Here is a 15,816-nt window from a genome sequence, read left to right on the forward strand (position 1 = left end):
ACTCCTATCTGAAAGCGTGGCTGGTTTTCTGTGTAGGCTTAGTGATAATGCGTGAGCTGTTCTTTTCTTTATCTGAGGGCCATACAGCCTATGTGGTACAACGGTTTTCTTGACTTGTCAGCCTGGCAACTGGTGGCAGTCACTCTGTTGATGACCCACGTGACCATTGTTGCGGTCACGGTCTATCTGCACCGCTATTCAGCCCATCGCTCCCTGGAGCTCAATGCCGGCCTGAAACACTTCTTCCGCTTCTGGCTGTGGCTGACCACGGCGCAGAACACCCGCGAGTGGACCGCCATCCACCGCAAGCATCACGCCAAGTGCGAAACCGTCGACGACCCGCACAGCCCGGTCATCAAGGGCCTGTCCACTGTCCTGCGCAAAGGCGCCGAGCTGTACCGCGCCGAGGCCGAAAACCCCGAGACCCTGCGCATCTACGGCAAGAACTGCCCGGACGACTGGATCGAGCGCAAGCTCTACACCCCCTACCCGCTGTTGGGCGTGGCGATCATGGGCGTGATCGACCTGATGCTGTTCGGCACCATCGGCATCACCATCTGGGCGATCCAGATGATGTGGATTCCGTTCTGGGCGGCCGGCGTGATCAACGGCCTGGGGCATGCCGTGGGCTATCGCAACTTCGAATGCCGTGACGCAGCGACCAACCTCGTGCCGTGGGGCATCATCGTCGGCGGCGAAGAGCTGCATAACAACCACCATACCTACCCCAACTCCGCCAAACTGTCGGTGAAGAAGTGGGAGTTCGACCTGGGCTGGGCATGGATCAAGGTGTTCAGTTTCCTGCGCCTGGCCAAGGTCCAGCGCGTCGCGCCGATCGCCCACCGCGTGGAAGGCAAGGGCCACCTGGACATGGACACTGCCATGGCGATCCTCAACAACCGCTTCCAGATCATGGCCCAGTACCGCAAGTTGGTAATCGGCCCGCTGGTCAAGCAGGAGCTGGAAAAGGTCGATCACTCGGTTCGCCACCAATTCCACCGTGCCAAGCGCCTGTTGTCGCGGGAAACCAGCTTGCTGGATGACCGCCACCACGTGCGTATCCAGAGCATGCTGGAACACAGCCACGCCCTTAAAGTGATCTATGAAAAGCGCCTGGCGCTGCAGCAGATCTGGCTCAAGACCAGCTCCAACGGGCACGACATGTTGGCGGCCATCAAGGAATGGGTGCACGAAGCCGAGGCCAGCGGCATCCAATCCCTGAGGGATTTTGCTCACCAACTGAAGACCTATTCGCTGCGTCCTGCAGCCGTCTGACAGTGCGGCGGGAGGGGCTCCCCTCCCGCCTATCAGCTTTTTGGCGTCATTTCTCGGTCACCGGCAATCGGTCCTGTTGACGGAACTTCACTGCAATTCGCCTCTCTCAATGAACACTTCGCCATCATGGTGGCCCCTTGTAGTGACCGCTGCTCCAATGAGCGGCGCGCCCAGAGAGAGTTGTGCCGATGGTTCACGAAAAGTCCTCCTTAATCGACGCCCCCATTGCTGAGCATCCCCGCCCAGCAGCGGCGGCGACCCTGCTGGCGTTGATGCATGCCCAGGGCGAAGTCGAGCGACTGAGCGAGCGTGAGCAGCTGCTGAGCTCAATGCTGGTCAGCGTGAACGCCGTGCTGTGGGCCATCGACTGGGAAACCCGCCGCGTGCTGTACGTAAGCCCTGCCTACGAGCGGGTGTTCGGCCGCTCCTCCGCCCTGCTGCTGGCAGACTACCGGGAGTGGCGCAACAGCATTCACCCCGAAGACCTCGACTATGCCGAGCACAGCCTGGCCCGCGTGCTGGAACAGACCGCCGTGGAAGATCGCGAATACCGCATCATCACCGCAGACGGGCAGATTCGCTGGTTGAGCGACAAGTGCTATATCAACCAGCAGGTCGAACCAGGCGAGCCGCTGATCGTGGTGGGCATGGCCGAAGACATCACCGAAAAGAAACAGATGGAACTGGAGCTGCACCGTCTCGCGACCACCGACGTGCTGACCCAGAGCAGCAACCGCCGGCACTTCTTCGAATGCGCCAACCAGGCATTCGACAGCGCCTGCGCCCAAGGCGCGCCGCTGTCCTTCCTGTTGCTGGACATCGATGATTTCAAGGACGTCAACGACACCTACGGGCACCTGGAGGGCGATCAGGTGCTGCGACGCATCGCCGAGAGCGGCCGCGGGGTGTTACGCCGGGGTGACCTGTTCGGGCGTATTGGGGGCGAAGAATTCGCCGCGGTGCTGCCCGGCTGCGCGCCAGAGATGGCGTTGCAGGTGGCCGAGCGATTGGGCAAAGAGATCCAGGAGCTGAGTTTCAGCTACGAAGGCCAGGCCTTCAGCGTGACCATCAGCCAGGGCCTGGCCAGCCTCACCGAGGCAGACTCAACCCTGGACAGCCTGTTCGCCCGCGCCGATGCGGCCATGTATGAGGCCAAGCGCCTGGGCAAGAACCGCGTCATCGCGGGCTGAACCCGAACACCTTCATCTGCAACAGTAAACACCAATGTGGGAGCGGGGCGCTCTGGGCCTTGCGCACCCGTGTGAAGGCGGGGCTCAGTGACACAGGTGGCGACTGACACGACGCTTTCGCGGGCAAGCCCGCTCCCACATTGGAGTGCGTGGCGCTCTGGGCCTTGCGTACCCGTGTGAAGGCGGGACGCAGTGACACATGTGTCGACTGACACGACGCTTTCGCGGGCAAGCCCGCTCCCACATTGGGGGGCGTGGCGCTCTAGGCTTTGCGCACCCGGGTGAGTTCCGACAAGCCGACCTTGAGCAATCGCGCCGTCTTGCCCGCCGCCAGCGCTTCCAGCCCTTCGTGCTCGGTCAAGCGCGCCATCTGCGCCGCCAGGTTCATCACCAGCGCATCGAGGCCATACACCCCGCCCTCCAGGGAATAGGTCGCCGCAATCAACTGGCGCAGTTCCAACGGCAAACGCCAACGCGCCCGCAGCGCCGAGCCATAGGCGGCGCCAAAGGTGTACAGCGACTCACCAATCGTTTCGTCATCCAACGCACCACCGCCCTGGCGCCAGTCTTCCAGGCAACGCAGCAGCGCCAGGTCGCCCAACCGATGGAGGATACCGGCGCTGTAGCAGCGCTCATCGTCCAGTTCCAGCATGCGCGCCAGGCGTTGGGCGTAGTCGGCCGTGTCCAGGGACAATTGCCAGTGGCGCTCGGCGTAGGCCACCAGCGCCGGGTCACCGAGTACGATGTTGTGCTTGAGTGCCAAGCCCAGGATCAGGTTCATGCTTTGCCCCGGCACCAGCTTATGCAGGGCGGCGGGCAGGGTTTGCACCGGAGTGCCGTGATGGCCGGCGCTGTTGGCGGCGGCGATCAACACGGCAGTGATTTGGGGGTCCATGCGCACCTGGTCTTCCAGATGCTTGAGGTCCAGGCCGTCCGGCCCAAGGCTGTGTTGCACGGCGGCTTTCACATCCACGCGCAATGGCGCGCCATCCGAGGCCTCGCGGCGGCGCTCCAGGAACACCGGCAAGGTCATGCCGGGCGCCAGGGGTGGGATCTCGCAGTAGACGTTTTCGCCTTCGTTGAGCAACAGGTCTTGCAGACGCTGTGTCAGGCCTTCCATGTTCAGGGGTTTGCTCAGGTAGGCCGTGGGCGCCAGGGGCAAGGCTTCGTGCACGCTGGCGCTGTCATTGCGGCTGCTGAGCAGAATGAAGGGCAGCGCGGGCGAGCGACGCTTTTGGCGCACGCTGCGCAGCAGGCTCAGGCCGTCGATGCCCGGCAGTTCCCAATCCGCGAGGATCAGGTCATAGGTCTTTTCCCGCAGCAACGTGGCGGCGTGCTGCCCGTCGGCACACACATCCAGCCGCGCATCGCAGCGCACATTCAACAACACGTGCTTGAGCAGGTCCCGCGACCAAGGGTCCGCCTCGGCAATCAACACGCGGGGTACAGCGGGTAAATCAACAGCAGTCATCCAGCACGCTCCATCGGCAATGCTGCAACCTTAGACAATGAAGGCGCCTACGTACAATGAACACGGCCTGAATAGGCGGTAATCGGCATAAAAAAACCCGCCGAAGCGGGTTTTTCCTGTCGATCAGGTCAGCTTCCGCTTACAGCTCGGAGAAGCACTCTTCGATGATCGCCAGGCCTTTGTCCAACTGCTCGTCCGGCGAGGTCAGCGGGACCAGTACGCGCAAGACGTTGCCGTAGGTGCCGCAGGACAGCAGGATCAGGCCCTTGTCGCGCGCCTTGGCGACCACGGAGGCAACGGCAGCGGCGTTCGGCTTGTGGCTGTCGCCATCTTCGAACAGCTCGACCGCAATCATCGCGCCCAAGGCACGCACTTCGCCGATCACCGGGTACTTGGCCTGGATGGCTTTCAGACCGGTCACCAGACGCTCGCCGACGGCTTTGCAGCGGTCCAGCAGGTGCTCTTCTTCGAACACCTCCATAACCGCCAGCGCGGCCGCGCAAGCGATCGGGCTACCGGCGTAGGTGCCGCCTAAGCCGCCTGGAGCGATGGCGTCCATGTATTCCGCCTTGCCACACACACCGGCCAGGGGGAAGCCACCAGCGATGGATTTGGCGAAGGTGGTCAGGTCGGCGGCAACACCCATCTGTTCCATGGCAAAGAAGGTACCGGTACGGCCGGCACCGGTTTGCACTTCGTCGGCGATCAGCAGGATGCCGTGCTTGTCGCACAGCTCGCGCAGGCGCTTCATGAAGGCTTTAGGCGCGACGTAGAAACCGCCTTCGCCCTGGACTGGCTCGATGATGATCGCCGCGATATCACGGGGCTCGGCATCGTTCTTGAAGATGCGTTCGATGCTGGCGATGGAGTCGTCAACGCTCACACCGTGCAGTTCGTTCGGGTACAGCGCGCGGAACACGCCGCCTGGCATCAGGCCCATGCCGGCCGAGTAAGGCACGACTTTACCGGTGAGGCCCAGGGTCATCATGGTGCGGCCGTGGTAGGCACCGGTAAACGCGATGACGCCGGCACGGCCAGTGGCGGCACGGGCGATTTTCACGGCGTTCTCAACGGCTTCGGAACCGGTGGTGACCAGCAGGGTTTTCTTGGCGAAATCACCTGGAACCTTGGCGTTCACTTTCTCGCACAGTTCCACGTAGGGCTCGTAGGCCAGGACCTGGAAGCAAGTGTGGGTCAGCTTGTTCAACTGCTCGGTGACGGCAGCGATGATTTTCGGGTGCACGTGGCCGGTGTTCAGCACGGCGATACCGCCGGCGAAGTCGATGAACTCGCGACCTTCAACGTCGGTCACGGTGGCGTTCTTCGCGGATTCGGCGAAGATCGGGTGAATCTGGCCAACACCGCGCGGTACAGCGGCTTCGCGGCGTTTCATCAGGGATGCGTTGGTCTTGCTCATAAAGTCCTCATTCGCCACTCATCGTGTGGCGTGGTCCAAGGAATACGTGGCGGGGAGGCAACTACGGCAGCATGCGATGATCGACTGCCACAGCTTTCCCGGCCACTACGAATAACGTTTTAAAGCACGCAAAGGGTCAGCGCTCTCGTGCCCTTTGCGTTTGCTGCAATGCCTTGCCGGACGGGTTAGATGCCCAGGCAGAGGTATTTGATTTCCAGGTAATCCTCGATCCCGTACTTGGAGCCTTCACGGCCCAGGCCCGAGGCCTTGATGCCGCCGAACGGCGCCACTTCGTTGGAGATCAACCCGGTGTTGACGCCGACCATACCGTATTCGAGGGCTTCCGCCACGCGGAACACACGGCCCAGGTCACGGGCATAGAAGTAGGACGCCAGGCCGAACTCGGTGTCGTTGGACATCGCGATCACTTCGGCTTCATCTTTGAAGCGGAACAGCGGTGCCAATGGGCCGAAGGTTTCTTCCTTCGCCACGGCGGCGTCCTTCGGCACGTCGACCAGGATGGTCGGCTCGAAGAAGTTGCCTTCCATCACCTTGCCACCGGCCAACAGCTTGGCGCCTTTGCTCAACGCATCAGCAATGTGCTCCTGGACCTTGGCCACGGCTTTTTCGTCGATCAACGGGCCCGTAGTGGTGCCTTCTTCCAGGCCGTTGCCGATCTTGAGCTTGGCCACCGCCACTTTGAGTTTTTCCGCGAACGCGTCGTACACCGAATCCTGGATGTACAGGCGGTTGGCGCAGACGCAGGTCTGGCCGTTGTTGCGGTACTTGGAAATGATCGCGCCTTCGACGGCCTTATCCAGGTCCGCGTCGTCGAACACGATGAACGGCGCGTTACCGCCCAGTTCCAGCGAGACTTTCTTGATGTCCTTGGCGCACTCGGCCATCAGTTGGCGACCGATTTCGGTGGAGCCGGTAAAGGACAACTTGCGCACGATCGGGTTGCTGGTCAGCTCGCCACCGATGTCGCCGGCACTGCCGGTCACCACGCTCAGCACGCCTTTGGGGATACCGGCGCGGTGCGCCAGCTCAACCAGCGCCAGGGCCGAGAACGGGGTTTGCGAAGCCGGCTTGATCACCATGGTGCAACCAGCGGCCAGGGCCGGGCCGGCTTTACGGGTGATCATCGCGGCCGGGAAGTTCCACGGGGTAATCGCGGCGGTCACACCGATCGGCTGCTTGATCACGATCAGGCGCTTGTCGGGCTGGTGGCCAGGGATCACGTCGCCGTAGATGCGCTTGGCTTCTTCGGCGAACCACTCGATAAAGGACGCGGCATACACGATCTCGCCCTTGGCTTCGGCCAGCGGCTTGCCTTGCTCGAGGGTCATCAGGCGACCGAGGTCTTCCTGGTTTTCGATCAGCAGCTCGAACCAACGGCGCAGCTTGTTGGCGCGCTCCTTGGCCGTCAGCGCACGCCAGGCCGGCAGGGCCTTGTCGGCGGCTTCGATGGCGCGGCGGGTTTCGGCAGCGCCCATCTTCGGCACAGTGCCCAGAATCTCACCCGTGGCAGGGTTGTTGACCTTGATGGTCTGACCGTTGTCCGCATCGACCCAAGCGCCATCGATAAAGGCTTGCTGGCGGAACAACTGGGTATCTTTGAGCTGCATGTCGGCTTTCCTTAACAGCACCGCGCGCACGCGGAGCGAATTAGAGTTGTTGAAAGGCGCCTTGTGGGCTGCCGTCAGGGAAATCAGCCCCAGCGCGCGGCATTGAGTGAACAGCGCACGGGAGACAGAGCGTTTGAAATCTCAAACGAATCCTAGGATCAATGGGGGTACAGGGCAATAGTCTGTTCGAAAAAAAGAACGAAAACGGCGCATTTGCCGAAACTTTCTGATCAGCGTATTTGGGCCAGGTTCCAGCACCCCGATCACCGGCCCCCGGCGCAGGGCCTCTAAGCAGCAGATTCCTACGCGTGAACGCCCAAAGACCAGCATGGACGCCCAAGGTCGACATGGGTATGATGTCGCCCGCACAAGCATCCGTAGCTCAGCTGGATAGAGTACTGCCCTCCGAAGGCAGGGGTCGTGGGTTCGAATCCCGCCGGGTGCACCATATAGCTGTTTAGACCTGTCTCAGACAGTCTACGAATCACCTCAAGAAGCCCGCCTAGTGCGGGCTTTCTTGTTTCTGGCTATCTCTCCTTGCCTCTCCCTATATCTTCCCTTCGTGTACCCCTTCATGTACCTTTTAAAATAATTGAAACTGAGGGGTACAAAAAACATGAAGCGCAGCGAGATAAAACGCCGCCCTTTAGCCGACACCGTGCTAGCCACCCTGGAGCCTGAAGCCAAGGAATACCGGGAGCTGGACGGAAACGCTCTGTATCTGCGAGTGCGCCCAGACGGTAACAAGTCTTGGCAACTGCGCTACAAGAAGCCAGACGGCAAGTGGTCATGGCTTGGCTTGGGCGGCTATGGCACGGGCGACCACCAGTTATCCGGCTCACAGGCCCGACAGAAGGCGGCTGTGCTGAGAGAGGACGCCGCCAAGGGCGGAGACCCCCTTGCCACCAAGCGAGCCAGAAAGACCGCAGAGGCTGAAGCCTCTAGCCAGACCTTCGAAGCGCTGGCGCGGGAATGGTACGCTTCCAAGCGCTTGAGCTGGACTGCCGGTACCGCCGTGCGAATGATTGGCGCGCTCGAACTTCACGTCTTCCCGGTATTCGGTAAGCGTATCTATCTTGAGATCCTGCCCATGGAGTGGATGGAGTTCCTACGTTCCATGGAACAAAAGGGCATCATTGAACAGACCAGCCGCGTACGCGGCATGTGCCGGGAGATTTACGACCTGGCCCGAGTAACAGGCCGAGCCACTCACAACCCTTTGGAGGGGCTGCATAAATTCCTGCTAACCAAGCCGGCCGAGAACTATGCCCATGTATCCCTTGAAGAGCTTCCGGCTCTCTTACGCGCAATCAGGGCATACGGAACCGCTGACGTGCGGATCGGCTTGCACCTACTTTCCATGCTCGCCTGTCGACCTTCTGAACTGCGCGAAGCTCGATGGTCGGAATTCAATCTAAATAAAGCTCTGTGGTCGATCCCGGCCGAGCGCATGAAACGCCGACGCGAACACCTGGTGCCGCTACCAATCCAGGCAGTCGAGCTTCTGCGAAATCTGCAGGTGCTCACTGGTGCCTACCCGATGTTGTTCCCTGGTCGAAGCGACACCACTAAGCCCCGCAGCAACACGGTCTTTCTGATGGCTCTACGTCGCCTCGGCTACGAAGGCCGCCAGACCGGGCACGGTTTCCGTCACATCGCCTCGACAATTCTGAACGAGCACGGGTTTGACGAAAACCACATCGAGGCGCAGCTGTCGCATATCAAGCAAGGCATAGCGGGTGTTTACAACAAAGCTCAGTACCTGGCCCAGCGCGCCACAATGATGCAATGGTATGCCGACCATCTAGACACCTTAGCCAAGGGTAATGTCGTGTCGATCAAGCGTGCCTGATGCGGGCCTTCCATTGCCTGCATAGACAGATATAGACTGGATGCCATTACTGTTCAAATAGCCAGTACTCGAGCAAGCAACGGTTTTGGCTGGCCTAGCCCAACGGGGTGAAAAGCGGACTTCCCATCCGCCTGGTCAGCCGTTCTATTACATTCGGGAGCTTCTGGAAGAAGGTTTATTGTGAGCGCTGACAAAGAGTTTGACGCAATAACGGATGAAGTGCCCTACCTGGAAATATATCGTCTGCGTGGCCTGCAGGCGCGCGCGAAGCTCATGCTTGATCGCCGATCCGAGAGCGAAATTAGAGTGGCGTCATCAACCATCGAGTGGCTTGTAAACGAGTATTTTTACACACAGCAAGAGGCTTGGATTCGGCGTCAAATAGAAAACGGCGGGGCAGTCCTGCGCCATCTGCGTTCCGAAGATCGAACCGAACACGGTCTAAGAGAGCTGGTTGAGGAGCGTCGTAGCGGAATCGATCCAGACGAGCTTGACTTCCCGTCGGAGGAGAATACCGAGCCGCTTGAAGCGTTGGAGGATGCGCTAAAAGAATTCGATCTTGATGACCAAGACTTCCCAGACGCAAAGTTTTATGAATATGTTGCAGTGTTGGCGCTGACGCTGATAACCCGTGCTGTTCAGACATATCAAGGTGAGGACTGGCCTACTGTTTTATGGGTTGGCCAGCCCATGTCGCGCATGACGGTGCTCGGCAACGAAGCGGTCGATATTATGGAAATCGTTTGTAGAGCAGAGCAGTTACAGGACAGTCTCGAGGTTCGGAAGAGGATCAAATTCTTCCTGCTCGACAATGAAAAAGGAATTCCCGAACGCATTGAAGAGCTCGCGAAGCAAAAGGTTTCGCTAGCAGCGAGCCTAGCTGCCAGCGCTCGCCACAAGGAAACCAGCCAGAGTAAATTTAAAGCCTTACTTTGCTGGAGGTCTACAGGGTCGAATTTCAGTAGCCGGGCAGCGTTCGCCCGAAACAAACACAAAGACTACGGTGTCACCGAAAGAACGCTCTATGGGTGGGTCGCGGATCACGAGCGACGAAAAGTCTAGCCGCCCTTACACTCTGCGCGCATACAGTACGGTATCCGCGCTAACTGTACAGTCTGCGCGCAGGCTGGTCTGTCGCTTCCATTGCTGGGCAATCAACCTATATCCCGTCGCCATAAACAACGGGATACAGACATGAGCAATATCAGCCCAATTCAAGGCACCGCCACTCCCCAGTTCGACCCTACCTACACAATCATTCGCTTTCCCGAGGTCGAGGCCATCACTGGCCTGGCCCGTGCCACCGTCTACAAACGTCTCAAAGACGACCCAACGTTCCCCCGCCCTGTGCCGCTGAGCAACAGCAAGTCGCGCGGTTCCCCAGTTGGCTTTGTGCTGGCCGAGGTCCACGCCTGGGTGCGCCAACGCATCGCCTTGCGAGGGGAGGCTGCATAAATGGCCGACCAAAAAAAAGGCCAACCCAATAAGGCCAGCCCAGAAAAAACTCAACTCTACGATACCAGTAACCACGCCCAACTAGTACGGCTTGTTCCGCGTCTTCGTAAGGGGCCTGCTGACACGTTCACCATCATGCGCGAGCTGAACATCTGTCGTCCTGGTGCCCGCATCTGCGACTTGCGCAGTGCCGGCTACAAGATCATCACCAACCGAATCACGATGACGGACGAATGGGGCCGCATCCACCGTGGTGTTGCCGTCTACACATTGATCGCTGAACCAGGCGCGAAGGTGGCGGCATGAGCGCCCGTGTTGTCCCCCTCTCATACGAGGGCCAGGTCATCAACTTCAATGCTGACGGTTGGATCAACGCGACCGTTGCAGCCGCCCGCTTCGATAAGGTTCCCAACGAGTGGCTGCGTCTCGGCTCCACCGAGGAGTACATAGAGAAACTGGCGAGCAGGATGGTTGAGAGTAATACGGGAAAATCCCGCATTACTCTTGTTACGACCCGTCGAGGCAATACTGCCAACAGCGGTACCTGGCTCCATCCGAAGCTGGCTGTGAAATTCGCCCGCTGGCTCTCTGTGGACTTTGAGATCTGGTGCGACGAGCAGATCGACGCACTAGTACGCGCTGACCAGGCCAACTGGCAGCAGGCCCGCCAGCAATCGGCCGTCGGCTATCGCGGGCTGTGTGAGGCACTTGCGATCGCCCACGAGGAGAACGGCAAAACTCCGCAGCGCCACCACTTCATCAACGAAGCGAAGCTCATCAACCAGGTAATCACTGGCGAGTTTGCCGGCCGCAATCGCGGCGAGCTCGCGGCGCATGAATTGCTGCTGGTCACCCTGATCGAGATCCGTGACGTGCTGCTGATCGGCCAGGGCAAGGACTTCGCAGCCCGCAAAGCATCCCTACTGCGCTATGTCCAAAGCCTAACGGCCAAGCACCTTAGGAGTGATGCCGCATGACAGCTATGCTCATGATCAGCGATAAACGGTCGATAGGTTTTGTTGCAAGCAATCGCGCTCGTCGGTATGGTTTGCCCGTCGCTGCAAATTCAGCGATCGGGTTTTGCAGCCCGAATATCGTTAGGCGCATAAGCGCCACCGTCTCGAAAGCTGGCGCTTTTTTCATGGCTGCTATTTCGTTTTATGGTGGCTGTGCGTGGGGCGCTCTCGAGCGCGCCGGGTTCCTAACGTCCCGGTCTGCAAACCTGCGTACAGCCGCCACCCAATTCTGTTTTGCAGCAGGTAGTGGCGGTTCCTCAACGTTAGGAGCCGTACCGATGAATCACGCCCTCATTCCGTCCGCAATTCGCGCACTTGCTCACCGCCGCATGGCTCTGAGCGCCCTCCGCGCAAACTCATCACTTTCCGTTCGTCTCGCCCGTTACAACTCCCACATGGCCATCGCTCGTACCCTGGAGTCTGCCGAGGGTGCGCAATGAATACTCCCGCCCGCACCATCCAAGAAATCGCCCACGACACGCTTGAGGATCTCGAGAGCGCCCAGATCGCCCTGCGCAAGGTTGAGGCCGTTCTCTATGCCGCATTGGCAGACAAGGGCACGAGTCAGCACGTCCGCAATCTGGTAGATGTCGCGTGGAACCTAGCCGCTGACGGTGCCAACACCGCCGACTGCAACCGCGACGCAATTTCCGCCGCTCTGTCCGGGTGCGCTGGCTTGGGCGCCGGGGGGGGCCTATGAGCCGTTCCTACAAGGAAATAGCCGAGACCGGCGTCCAGGATCTGTACGAAGTGACCAGTGCGCTCGAGAGCGTGCGCGCAATCTTCACGCTGATGCTTGAGACCTTCCCCGAAGACAGCACGCCTCACGCCTTCGCGCAGTTGGGCACTATTGAGATAACCGACTGGAACACCAAGGTTTACCAGTGGTGTGAGTGCATGGAAAACGAGCTGGATGATGCGAACGGCGAAGCGCAGAAGGCAGCGCCATTGCCGCACTACCTGCAGGACCAGCGCAGTAACGAGGTGGCCGAGGCGATTTCTGCCGAGCGCACGCACGCTACCCGGTGGTGGACGCACTTGAACGAGATGCGGCGCCGCAAGGAACTGCCTGACTGGGTTGCGCCGGGCGTCGGAACGCATGATGAACACGATCTGATGCTGGAAAGCCGGAAGGCCGTCAATCAAGGCCTATTCGGATCGGACGACTTGGGCGGCGCTCAGCAATACCGCGAGGTCGCCCTATGAGCCAACACATGCGTTCACATTCGATCTTTTTTATCAGCCCCACATTTTGTCCATCGCGTACTCACGCGAACCGCCGACGCACTGACCTAAGAGGTTAAGCATGAAAATTCAAAACGGCGCATCTGCGTCGACGGGATCGGCTTGCCTGAAAAAAGCCGCCGAACTGTTTTACGTCACGCACCCGAAGGTGCCCAAGGCATTGCTGGGACCATTCTTGACCGAGGCCGACGCCGAGTGCGGGCGCGTTGTTATGCGCAGTGCTGGCGCTCAGGTGACGGCCTGTCTGGTTGACTCAATCGACGACATTACCCGCTGGCACGGTGTGAACAACGGTCAAGTTTGCCGGGCCTTTTCTGGCGCTGATCGCCGGGAGGTCGGCCATGGGTACCGGCGACCGGCCTATCACTGATGAGTGGATCTCAAGCCCCGTCACCGTCGTCGCCCGCACCACCAACAGCGACGATGGCAGCGAAGGCCGGTTGCTGCGCCTGGTCACAGAGGGCGGCATCAAAGAATGGATCATCGCCATGGAGGTGTTCGGCGGCAGCGGCGAGGACGCCCGGCGAGCCTTGTTCGGGATGGGCGTCATTATCGCCCTCAAGAAACGCGGCACGTTCATGGAGTACCTGCTCGACCAACATCCAGCAGAAGTGTTTGCCACCACCAGCCGGCCGGGCTGGCATGAGTCGGGCGCGTTCGTGCTTCCTGGGCGAACCATCGGAAGCGCCAATGTGCGGTACCAGGCCAGCAATAAGGCTCAGGTACTTTTCAGTCGCCGCGGCGAGCTGGCGCTGTGGCAATCGGAGGTGGCCGCCAAGTGCGCGGGCAACCCGGTGCTGACACTGGCGATCGGTTGCTCACTGGCTGGCCCGCTGCTGAGTTTGGTGGGCGTGCTGGGCGGTGGTGTTCACCTTGTGGGCGATAGCTCGAGCGGTAAGTCGCTGGCGCAACTGATCGGATCGTCGGTATGGGGTGACCCGGGCGTGTTCGCCGCCAGTTGGGACATGACCAAAGGCGGCCTGGAGATCGAAGCGTCGAGCCGCAATGACACCATCCTGCCCTTGGATGAGATCAAGCGCGCCGACCCCAAACGCGTACAGGAAATGGCCTACTCCCTCGCCAACGGCCAGGGTAAAGGCACCATGACCCGTGAGCGCGAAGGCCGCGCCAAATTGAGCTGGCGCCTGCTGACACTCTCCAGCGGCGAGCGCTCACTCTCTGAACACGCGGCCATATCCGGCAATGCCGCCCATGCTGGCGCCGAGCTGCGCATGGTCGACGTGAACGCCGGTACACGCACACACCGGGCCTTCGACGAATTGCACGGGCTTGAGGGCGCTGACTTCCACCGGCAGCTCACCGTGGCGGTCGGCGCCCACCATGGCCACCTTGGGCCGGCCTTTGTCGAGAAGCTGCTCGAAAGCGACGACCGCACGGGCCTGCTGGAAGACTTCGCCGGCGTTCGCGCCAGCTTTGTAGAAGACAACGCCCAAGCTGGGCGCGTAGCTGATCGGTTCGCGGTGATCGCACTGGCCGGTGAAATGGCAATCGCGTATGGCCTGCTGCCTTGGGTGCCGGGTACCGCCCTCGCCGACTGCCGTTTGCTGTATGGCGAATGGCTCAGCCGGGTTGGCAGCGGCAACGCCGAAGACCGTCAGATACTGGCTGGCATCCTGGACTTTATCGATCGCCACGGTAGCAGCCGCTTTTCAGATGTCGACGATCAAACGCCTGACACCAAGGTTTTCAACCGGGCCGGTTACTGGGAGCTGGTGGGCACCAACCGCCTGTACCTGTTCAACAAGCCGGCGCTCATCGAGGCGGCGCACGGCTATGGCCTGTCTCGCATCATCAAAGCTCTGGAGAGCGCTAACGTCATCGCACGCCGTGACAACGAGCGTAAAACCAAAAACTACCGACTCCCTGGTGGTGGCCAGGCTCGTCTCTATGTGATCGATCCAGACATCATGGATCGTGAAGGCGGTGGCGTATGAACGCCCCTCAAAGACCAGCAATCAAGATTGCCCAAGTTCACAGGAACCTAGAATCACTGGCAACAGTGGCAACACCGGCAACGGCCTTGTGTGGCGTGGCTTACAGCCGTTGCCACCCTATAAAAAAAGTGGCAACAACTGGCAACGCACACCTCATTTTCAACATAAGAGACCCACACCTTCCCTTCATTTGGTTATCACTGTTGCCGGTAAAAAACCGGTGGCAACAGTTTGGCAGCATCGATAGCGCCTGGAGGCCACGGTTTACGCGGCTGTTGCCATTGTTGCCGCTGTTGCCGGTGTTTTTGAAATCACAGGAACACAGGATTGCCAGCGATCAGGCCGAGGTGACGGTATGAGCCTCCTTTCCGGCCTGCTCAATCACATTCCGCCAGCTATCGCTGGGGTCGACTCGCCAAAAGTGGATAGCCGGCCTCGTCCGCGCCTGGTGCTGGCCAACCCTGTCGAGCGCACTCCCCGGTTCATCACAAGCCCACACGCAAATGCCGCCACCGCCACGCCCGAATGGCGTCAAGCCCGTGACCAATACCTCAACCACATCATGGTTTGTCGGAGCTGCTACGCACCCATCAGCCGCCATTGCACGGCTGGCGCCCACCTGCGCGACAACTACGACGCCACAACTATGGAGGCCCACCAATGACGCCCAGCCTTATCACCCGCTTGTGCAACATCGCTTTGAAGCCTGGCGTTAGCGCCACCACGCAGCTCATCACCACCCGGCGAATATGTCGCGCCATTACTGACCAGCTAGACGTTATCCGCAGCGAACGGCGAGCCCTACGTCGGCAAGCGGGAAAGTTGAAAGCGTTTCTCCCATTCACCCGGCAGACCATTGCTGAACTGGAGGAGCGAGCCCAGGAGCACCAAGAAGCCATCCGCAGCGGAGCGTGGAGCGCACTTGCTGGGTTTGGCCAATCACTGATGTTCGACCGCGAGGGGTTGGCGCAGGCGCTGGGCTTCGACCAGATGTGCGACCTGCTGGGCGTCAACTCAGTACATCGCCAACAGGCCAGCGACGACGGTGATACCAGCCTTCGCGGGGTGGCGTACCTATCCCAACTGGAGGACAGCGCCGACCGCAAGAGCGACGAATGGGGCGCCGGAGGCCCGCTGTATCGCGCCTGCCACACCGCCATGACCCGGTTCCTCAGGGAATGCCCAGAAGATCAGTTGCCCGACCCATTCGCCCTTGGTGCGCCGTTCGGCCCAAAGCTGCCGCCCGCCCTAAGCATCGTCGCCAACTGACCATTTTCCGCGCCACGTTTTGCGAATCACGAAAACGTGGCGC

At 60.3% G+C, this 15,816-nt stretch carries 17 protein-coding genes and 1 tRNA gene; 15 read left to right on the forward strand and 3 right to left on the reverse strand.

Annotation, left to right across the window (positions count from 1 at the left end; translation table 11 throughout):
* Window positions 1-90: 90 nt before the first annotated feature.
* Together desA and CQ002_RS23545 are read left to right on the forward strand one after the other, a co-directional pair.
* A complete protein-coding gene (gene desA, locus CQ002_RS23540; protein ID WP_034101865.1) occupies window positions 91-1,275 on the forward strand; it encodes a delta-9 fatty acid desaturase DesA in 1,185 nt (394 codons plus the stop codon).
* Between the two features lie 188 nt (window positions 1,276-1,463).
* Entirely contained in the window at window positions 1,464-2,465 is a 1,002-nt protein-coding gene (locus tag CQ002_RS23545; protein WP_034101864.1) for a sensor domain-containing diguanylate cyclase, read from the forward strand.
* A 262-nt stretch (window positions 2,466-2,727) separates the two neighbouring features.
* Here CQ002_RS23545 and CQ002_RS23550 read toward each other — a convergent pair whose 3' ends face one another.
* The 3 genes from CQ002_RS23550 to gabD form a co-directional block, all read right to left on the reverse strand.
* Complete coding sequence (locus CQ002_RS23550; RefSeq protein ID WP_105161463.1) at window positions 2,728-3,936, reverse strand: HDOD domain-containing protein; 1,209 nt, start codon at window positions 3,934-3,936, stop codon at window positions 2,728-2,730.
* Window positions 3,937-4,075: 139 nt separating this feature from the next.
* Window positions 4,076-5,353 (reverse strand): 4-aminobutyrate--2-oxoglutarate transaminase, encoded by a 1,278-nt coding sequence (gene gabT, locus CQ002_RS23555; protein WP_025855478.1) that lies wholly within the window; start codon window positions 5,351-5,353, stop codon window positions 4,076-4,078.
* A 185-nt stretch (window positions 5,354-5,538) separates the two neighbouring features.
* Entirely contained in the window at window positions 5,539-6,981 is a 1,443-nt protein-coding gene (gene gabD, locus CQ002_RS23560; RefSeq protein WP_025855477.1) for an NADP-dependent succinate-semialdehyde dehydrogenase, read from the reverse strand.
* 371 nt (window positions 6,982-7,352) lie between these two features.
* Here gabD and CQ002_RS23565 point away from each other — a divergent pair.
* The 13 genes from CQ002_RS23565 to CQ002_RS23620 all read left to right on the forward strand — a co-directional run bounded on the left by CQ002_RS23565 (window position 7,353) and on the right by CQ002_RS23620 (window position 15,773).
* Window positions 7,353-7,429: transfer RNA gene (locus tag CQ002_RS23565), tRNA-Arg, on the forward strand.
* 168 nt (window positions 7,430-7,597) lie between these two features.
* Window positions 7,598-8,833: a tyrosine-type recombinase/integrase gene (locus CQ002_RS23570; protein WP_105161462.1), complete on the forward strand. Its 1,236-nt coding sequence runs from the start codon at window positions 7,598-7,600 to the stop codon at window positions 8,831-8,833.
* A gap of 180 nt (window positions 8,834-9,013) precedes the next feature.
* The gene (locus CQ002_RS23575; protein WP_105161461.1) at window positions 9,014-9,895 is read left to right on the forward strand and encodes a hypothetical protein; all 882 of its coding nucleotides are present in this window, start codon (window positions 9,014-9,016) and stop codon (window positions 9,893-9,895) included.
* Window positions 9,896-10,027: 132 nt separating this feature from the next.
* Window positions 10,028-10,288 (forward strand): AlpA family transcriptional regulator, encoded by a 261-nt coding sequence (locus CQ002_RS23580; RefSeq protein ID WP_105161460.1) that lies wholly within the window; start codon window positions 10,028-10,030, stop codon window positions 10,286-10,288.
* Window positions 10,289-10,594 carry a helix-turn-helix domain-containing protein gene (locus CQ002_RS23585; protein ID WP_105161459.1) on the forward strand — a complete coding sequence of 102 codons (306 nt, stop codon included), beginning with the start codon at window positions 10,289-10,291 and terminating at the stop codon, window positions 10,592-10,594.
* A complete protein-coding gene (locus CQ002_RS23590) occupies window positions 10,591-11,265 on the forward strand; it encodes a KilA-N domain-containing protein (RefSeq protein ID WP_105161458.1) in 675 nt (224 codons plus the stop codon). Before CQ002_RS23585 ends, CQ002_RS23590 begins: the two co-directional genes overlap by 4 nt.
* Window positions 11,266-11,740: 475 nt before the next feature.
* Entirely contained in the window at window positions 11,741-12,004 is a 264-nt protein-coding gene (locus CQ002_RS23595) for a hypothetical protein (RefSeq protein ID WP_105161457.1), read from the forward strand.
* Complete coding sequence (locus CQ002_RS23600; RefSeq protein WP_105161456.1) at window positions 12,001-12,510, forward strand: hypothetical protein; 510 nt, start codon at window positions 12,001-12,003, stop codon at window positions 12,508-12,510. The genes CQ002_RS23595 and CQ002_RS23600 overlap by 4 nt, the downstream gene beginning before the upstream one ends.
* A gap of 100 nt (window positions 12,511-12,610) precedes the next feature.
* Entirely contained in the window at window positions 12,611-12,919 is a 309-nt protein-coding gene (locus tag CQ002_RS23605) for a hypothetical protein (RefSeq protein ID WP_105161455.1), read from the forward strand.
* Window positions 12,891-14,504: a DUF927 domain-containing protein gene (locus tag CQ002_RS23610; protein ID WP_234010373.1), complete on the forward strand. Its 1,614-nt coding sequence runs from the start codon at window positions 12,891-12,893 to the stop codon at window positions 14,502-14,504. Before CQ002_RS23605 ends, CQ002_RS23610 begins: the two co-directional genes overlap by 29 nt.
* Window positions 14,501-14,863 carry a hypothetical protein gene (locus CQ002_RS28210; RefSeq protein ID WP_146117479.1) on the forward strand — a complete coding sequence of 121 codons (363 nt, stop codon included), beginning with the start codon at window positions 14,501-14,503 and terminating at the stop codon, window positions 14,861-14,863. The genes CQ002_RS23610 and CQ002_RS28210 overlap by 4 nt, the downstream gene beginning before the upstream one ends.
* Window positions 14,860-15,168, forward strand: coding sequence for a hypothetical protein (locus CQ002_RS23615; RefSeq protein ID WP_105161454.1), 309 nt, complete (start codon window positions 14,860-14,862; stop codon window positions 15,166-15,168). Before CQ002_RS28210 ends, CQ002_RS23615 begins: the two co-directional genes overlap by 4 nt.
* On the forward strand, window positions 15,165-15,773 hold the full coding sequence (locus tag CQ002_RS23620; protein WP_105161453.1) for a hypothetical protein: 609 nt from the start codon (window positions 15,165-15,167) through the stop codon (window positions 15,771-15,773). The genes CQ002_RS23615 and CQ002_RS23620 overlap by 4 nt, the downstream gene beginning before the upstream one ends.
* Window positions 15,774-15,816 lie beyond the last annotated feature (43 nt).

It is taken from the genome of Pseudomonas sp. MYb13 (assembly GCF_002980075.1).
Lineage (GTDB): Bacteria > Pseudomonadota > Gammaproteobacteria > Pseudomonadales > Pseudomonadaceae > Aquipseudomonas > Aquipseudomonas lurida.

Bases quoted from the DNA above. Each gene is read 5' to 3' on its own strand.
- desA (WP_034101865.1), top strand. From the start codon at position 91: ATGTGGTACAACGGTTTTCTTGACTTGTCAGCCTGGCAACTGGTGGCA.
- CQ002_RS23600 (WP_105161456.1), top strand. From the start codon at position 12,001: ATGAGCCGTTCCTACAAGGAAATAGCCGAGACCGGCGTCCAGGATCTG.
- CQ002_RS23580 (WP_105161460.1), top strand. From the start codon at position 10,028: ATGAGCAATATCAGCCCAATTCAAGGCACCGCCACTCCCCAGTTCGAC.
- CQ002_RS28210 (WP_146117479.1), top strand. From the start codon at position 14,501: ATGAACGCCCCTCAAAGACCAGCAATCAAGATTGCCCAAGTTCACAGG.
- CQ002_RS23545 (WP_034101864.1), top strand. From the start codon at position 1,464: ATGGTTCACGAAAAGTCCTCCTTAATCGACGCCCCCATTGCTGAGCAT.
- CQ002_RS23595 (WP_105161457.1), top strand. From the start codon at position 11,741: ATGAATACTCCCGCCCGCACCATCCAAGAAATCGCCCACGACACGCTT.
- gabT (WP_025855478.1), bottom strand. From the start codon at position 5,353: ATGAGCAAGACCAACGCATCCCTGATGAAACGCCGCGAAGCCGCTGTA.
- CQ002_RS23610 (WP_234010373.1), top strand. From the start codon at position 12,891: ATGGGTACCGGCGACCGGCCTATCACTGATGAGTGGATCTCAAGCCCC.
- CQ002_RS23605 (WP_105161455.1), top strand. From the start codon at position 12,611: ATGAAAATTCAAAACGGCGCATCTGCGTCGACGGGATCGGCTTGCCTG.
- CQ002_RS23615 (WP_105161454.1), top strand. From the start codon at position 14,860: ATGAGCCTCCTTTCCGGCCTGCTCAATCACATTCCGCCAGCTATCGCT.
- CQ002_RS23590 (WP_105161458.1), top strand. From the start codon at position 10,591: ATGAGCGCCCGTGTTGTCCCCCTCTCATACGAGGGCCAGGTCATCAAC.
- CQ002_RS23585 (WP_105161459.1), top strand. From the start codon at position 10,289: ATGGCCGACCAAAAAAAAGGCCAACCCAATAAGGCCAGCCCAGAAAAA.
- CQ002_RS23620 (WP_105161453.1), top strand. From the start codon at position 15,165: ATGACGCCCAGCCTTATCACCCGCTTGTGCAACATCGCTTTGAAGCCT.
- CQ002_RS23550 (WP_105161463.1), bottom strand. From the start codon at position 3,936: ATGACTGCTGTTGATTTACCCGCTGTACCCCGCGTGTTGATTGCCGAG.
- CQ002_RS23570 (WP_105161462.1), top strand. From the start codon at position 7,598: ATGAAGCGCAGCGAGATAAAACGCCGCCCTTTAGCCGACACCGTGCTA.
- gabD (WP_025855477.1), bottom strand. From the start codon at position 6,981: ATGCAGCTCAAAGATACCCAGTTGTTCCGCCAGCAAGCCTTTATCGAT.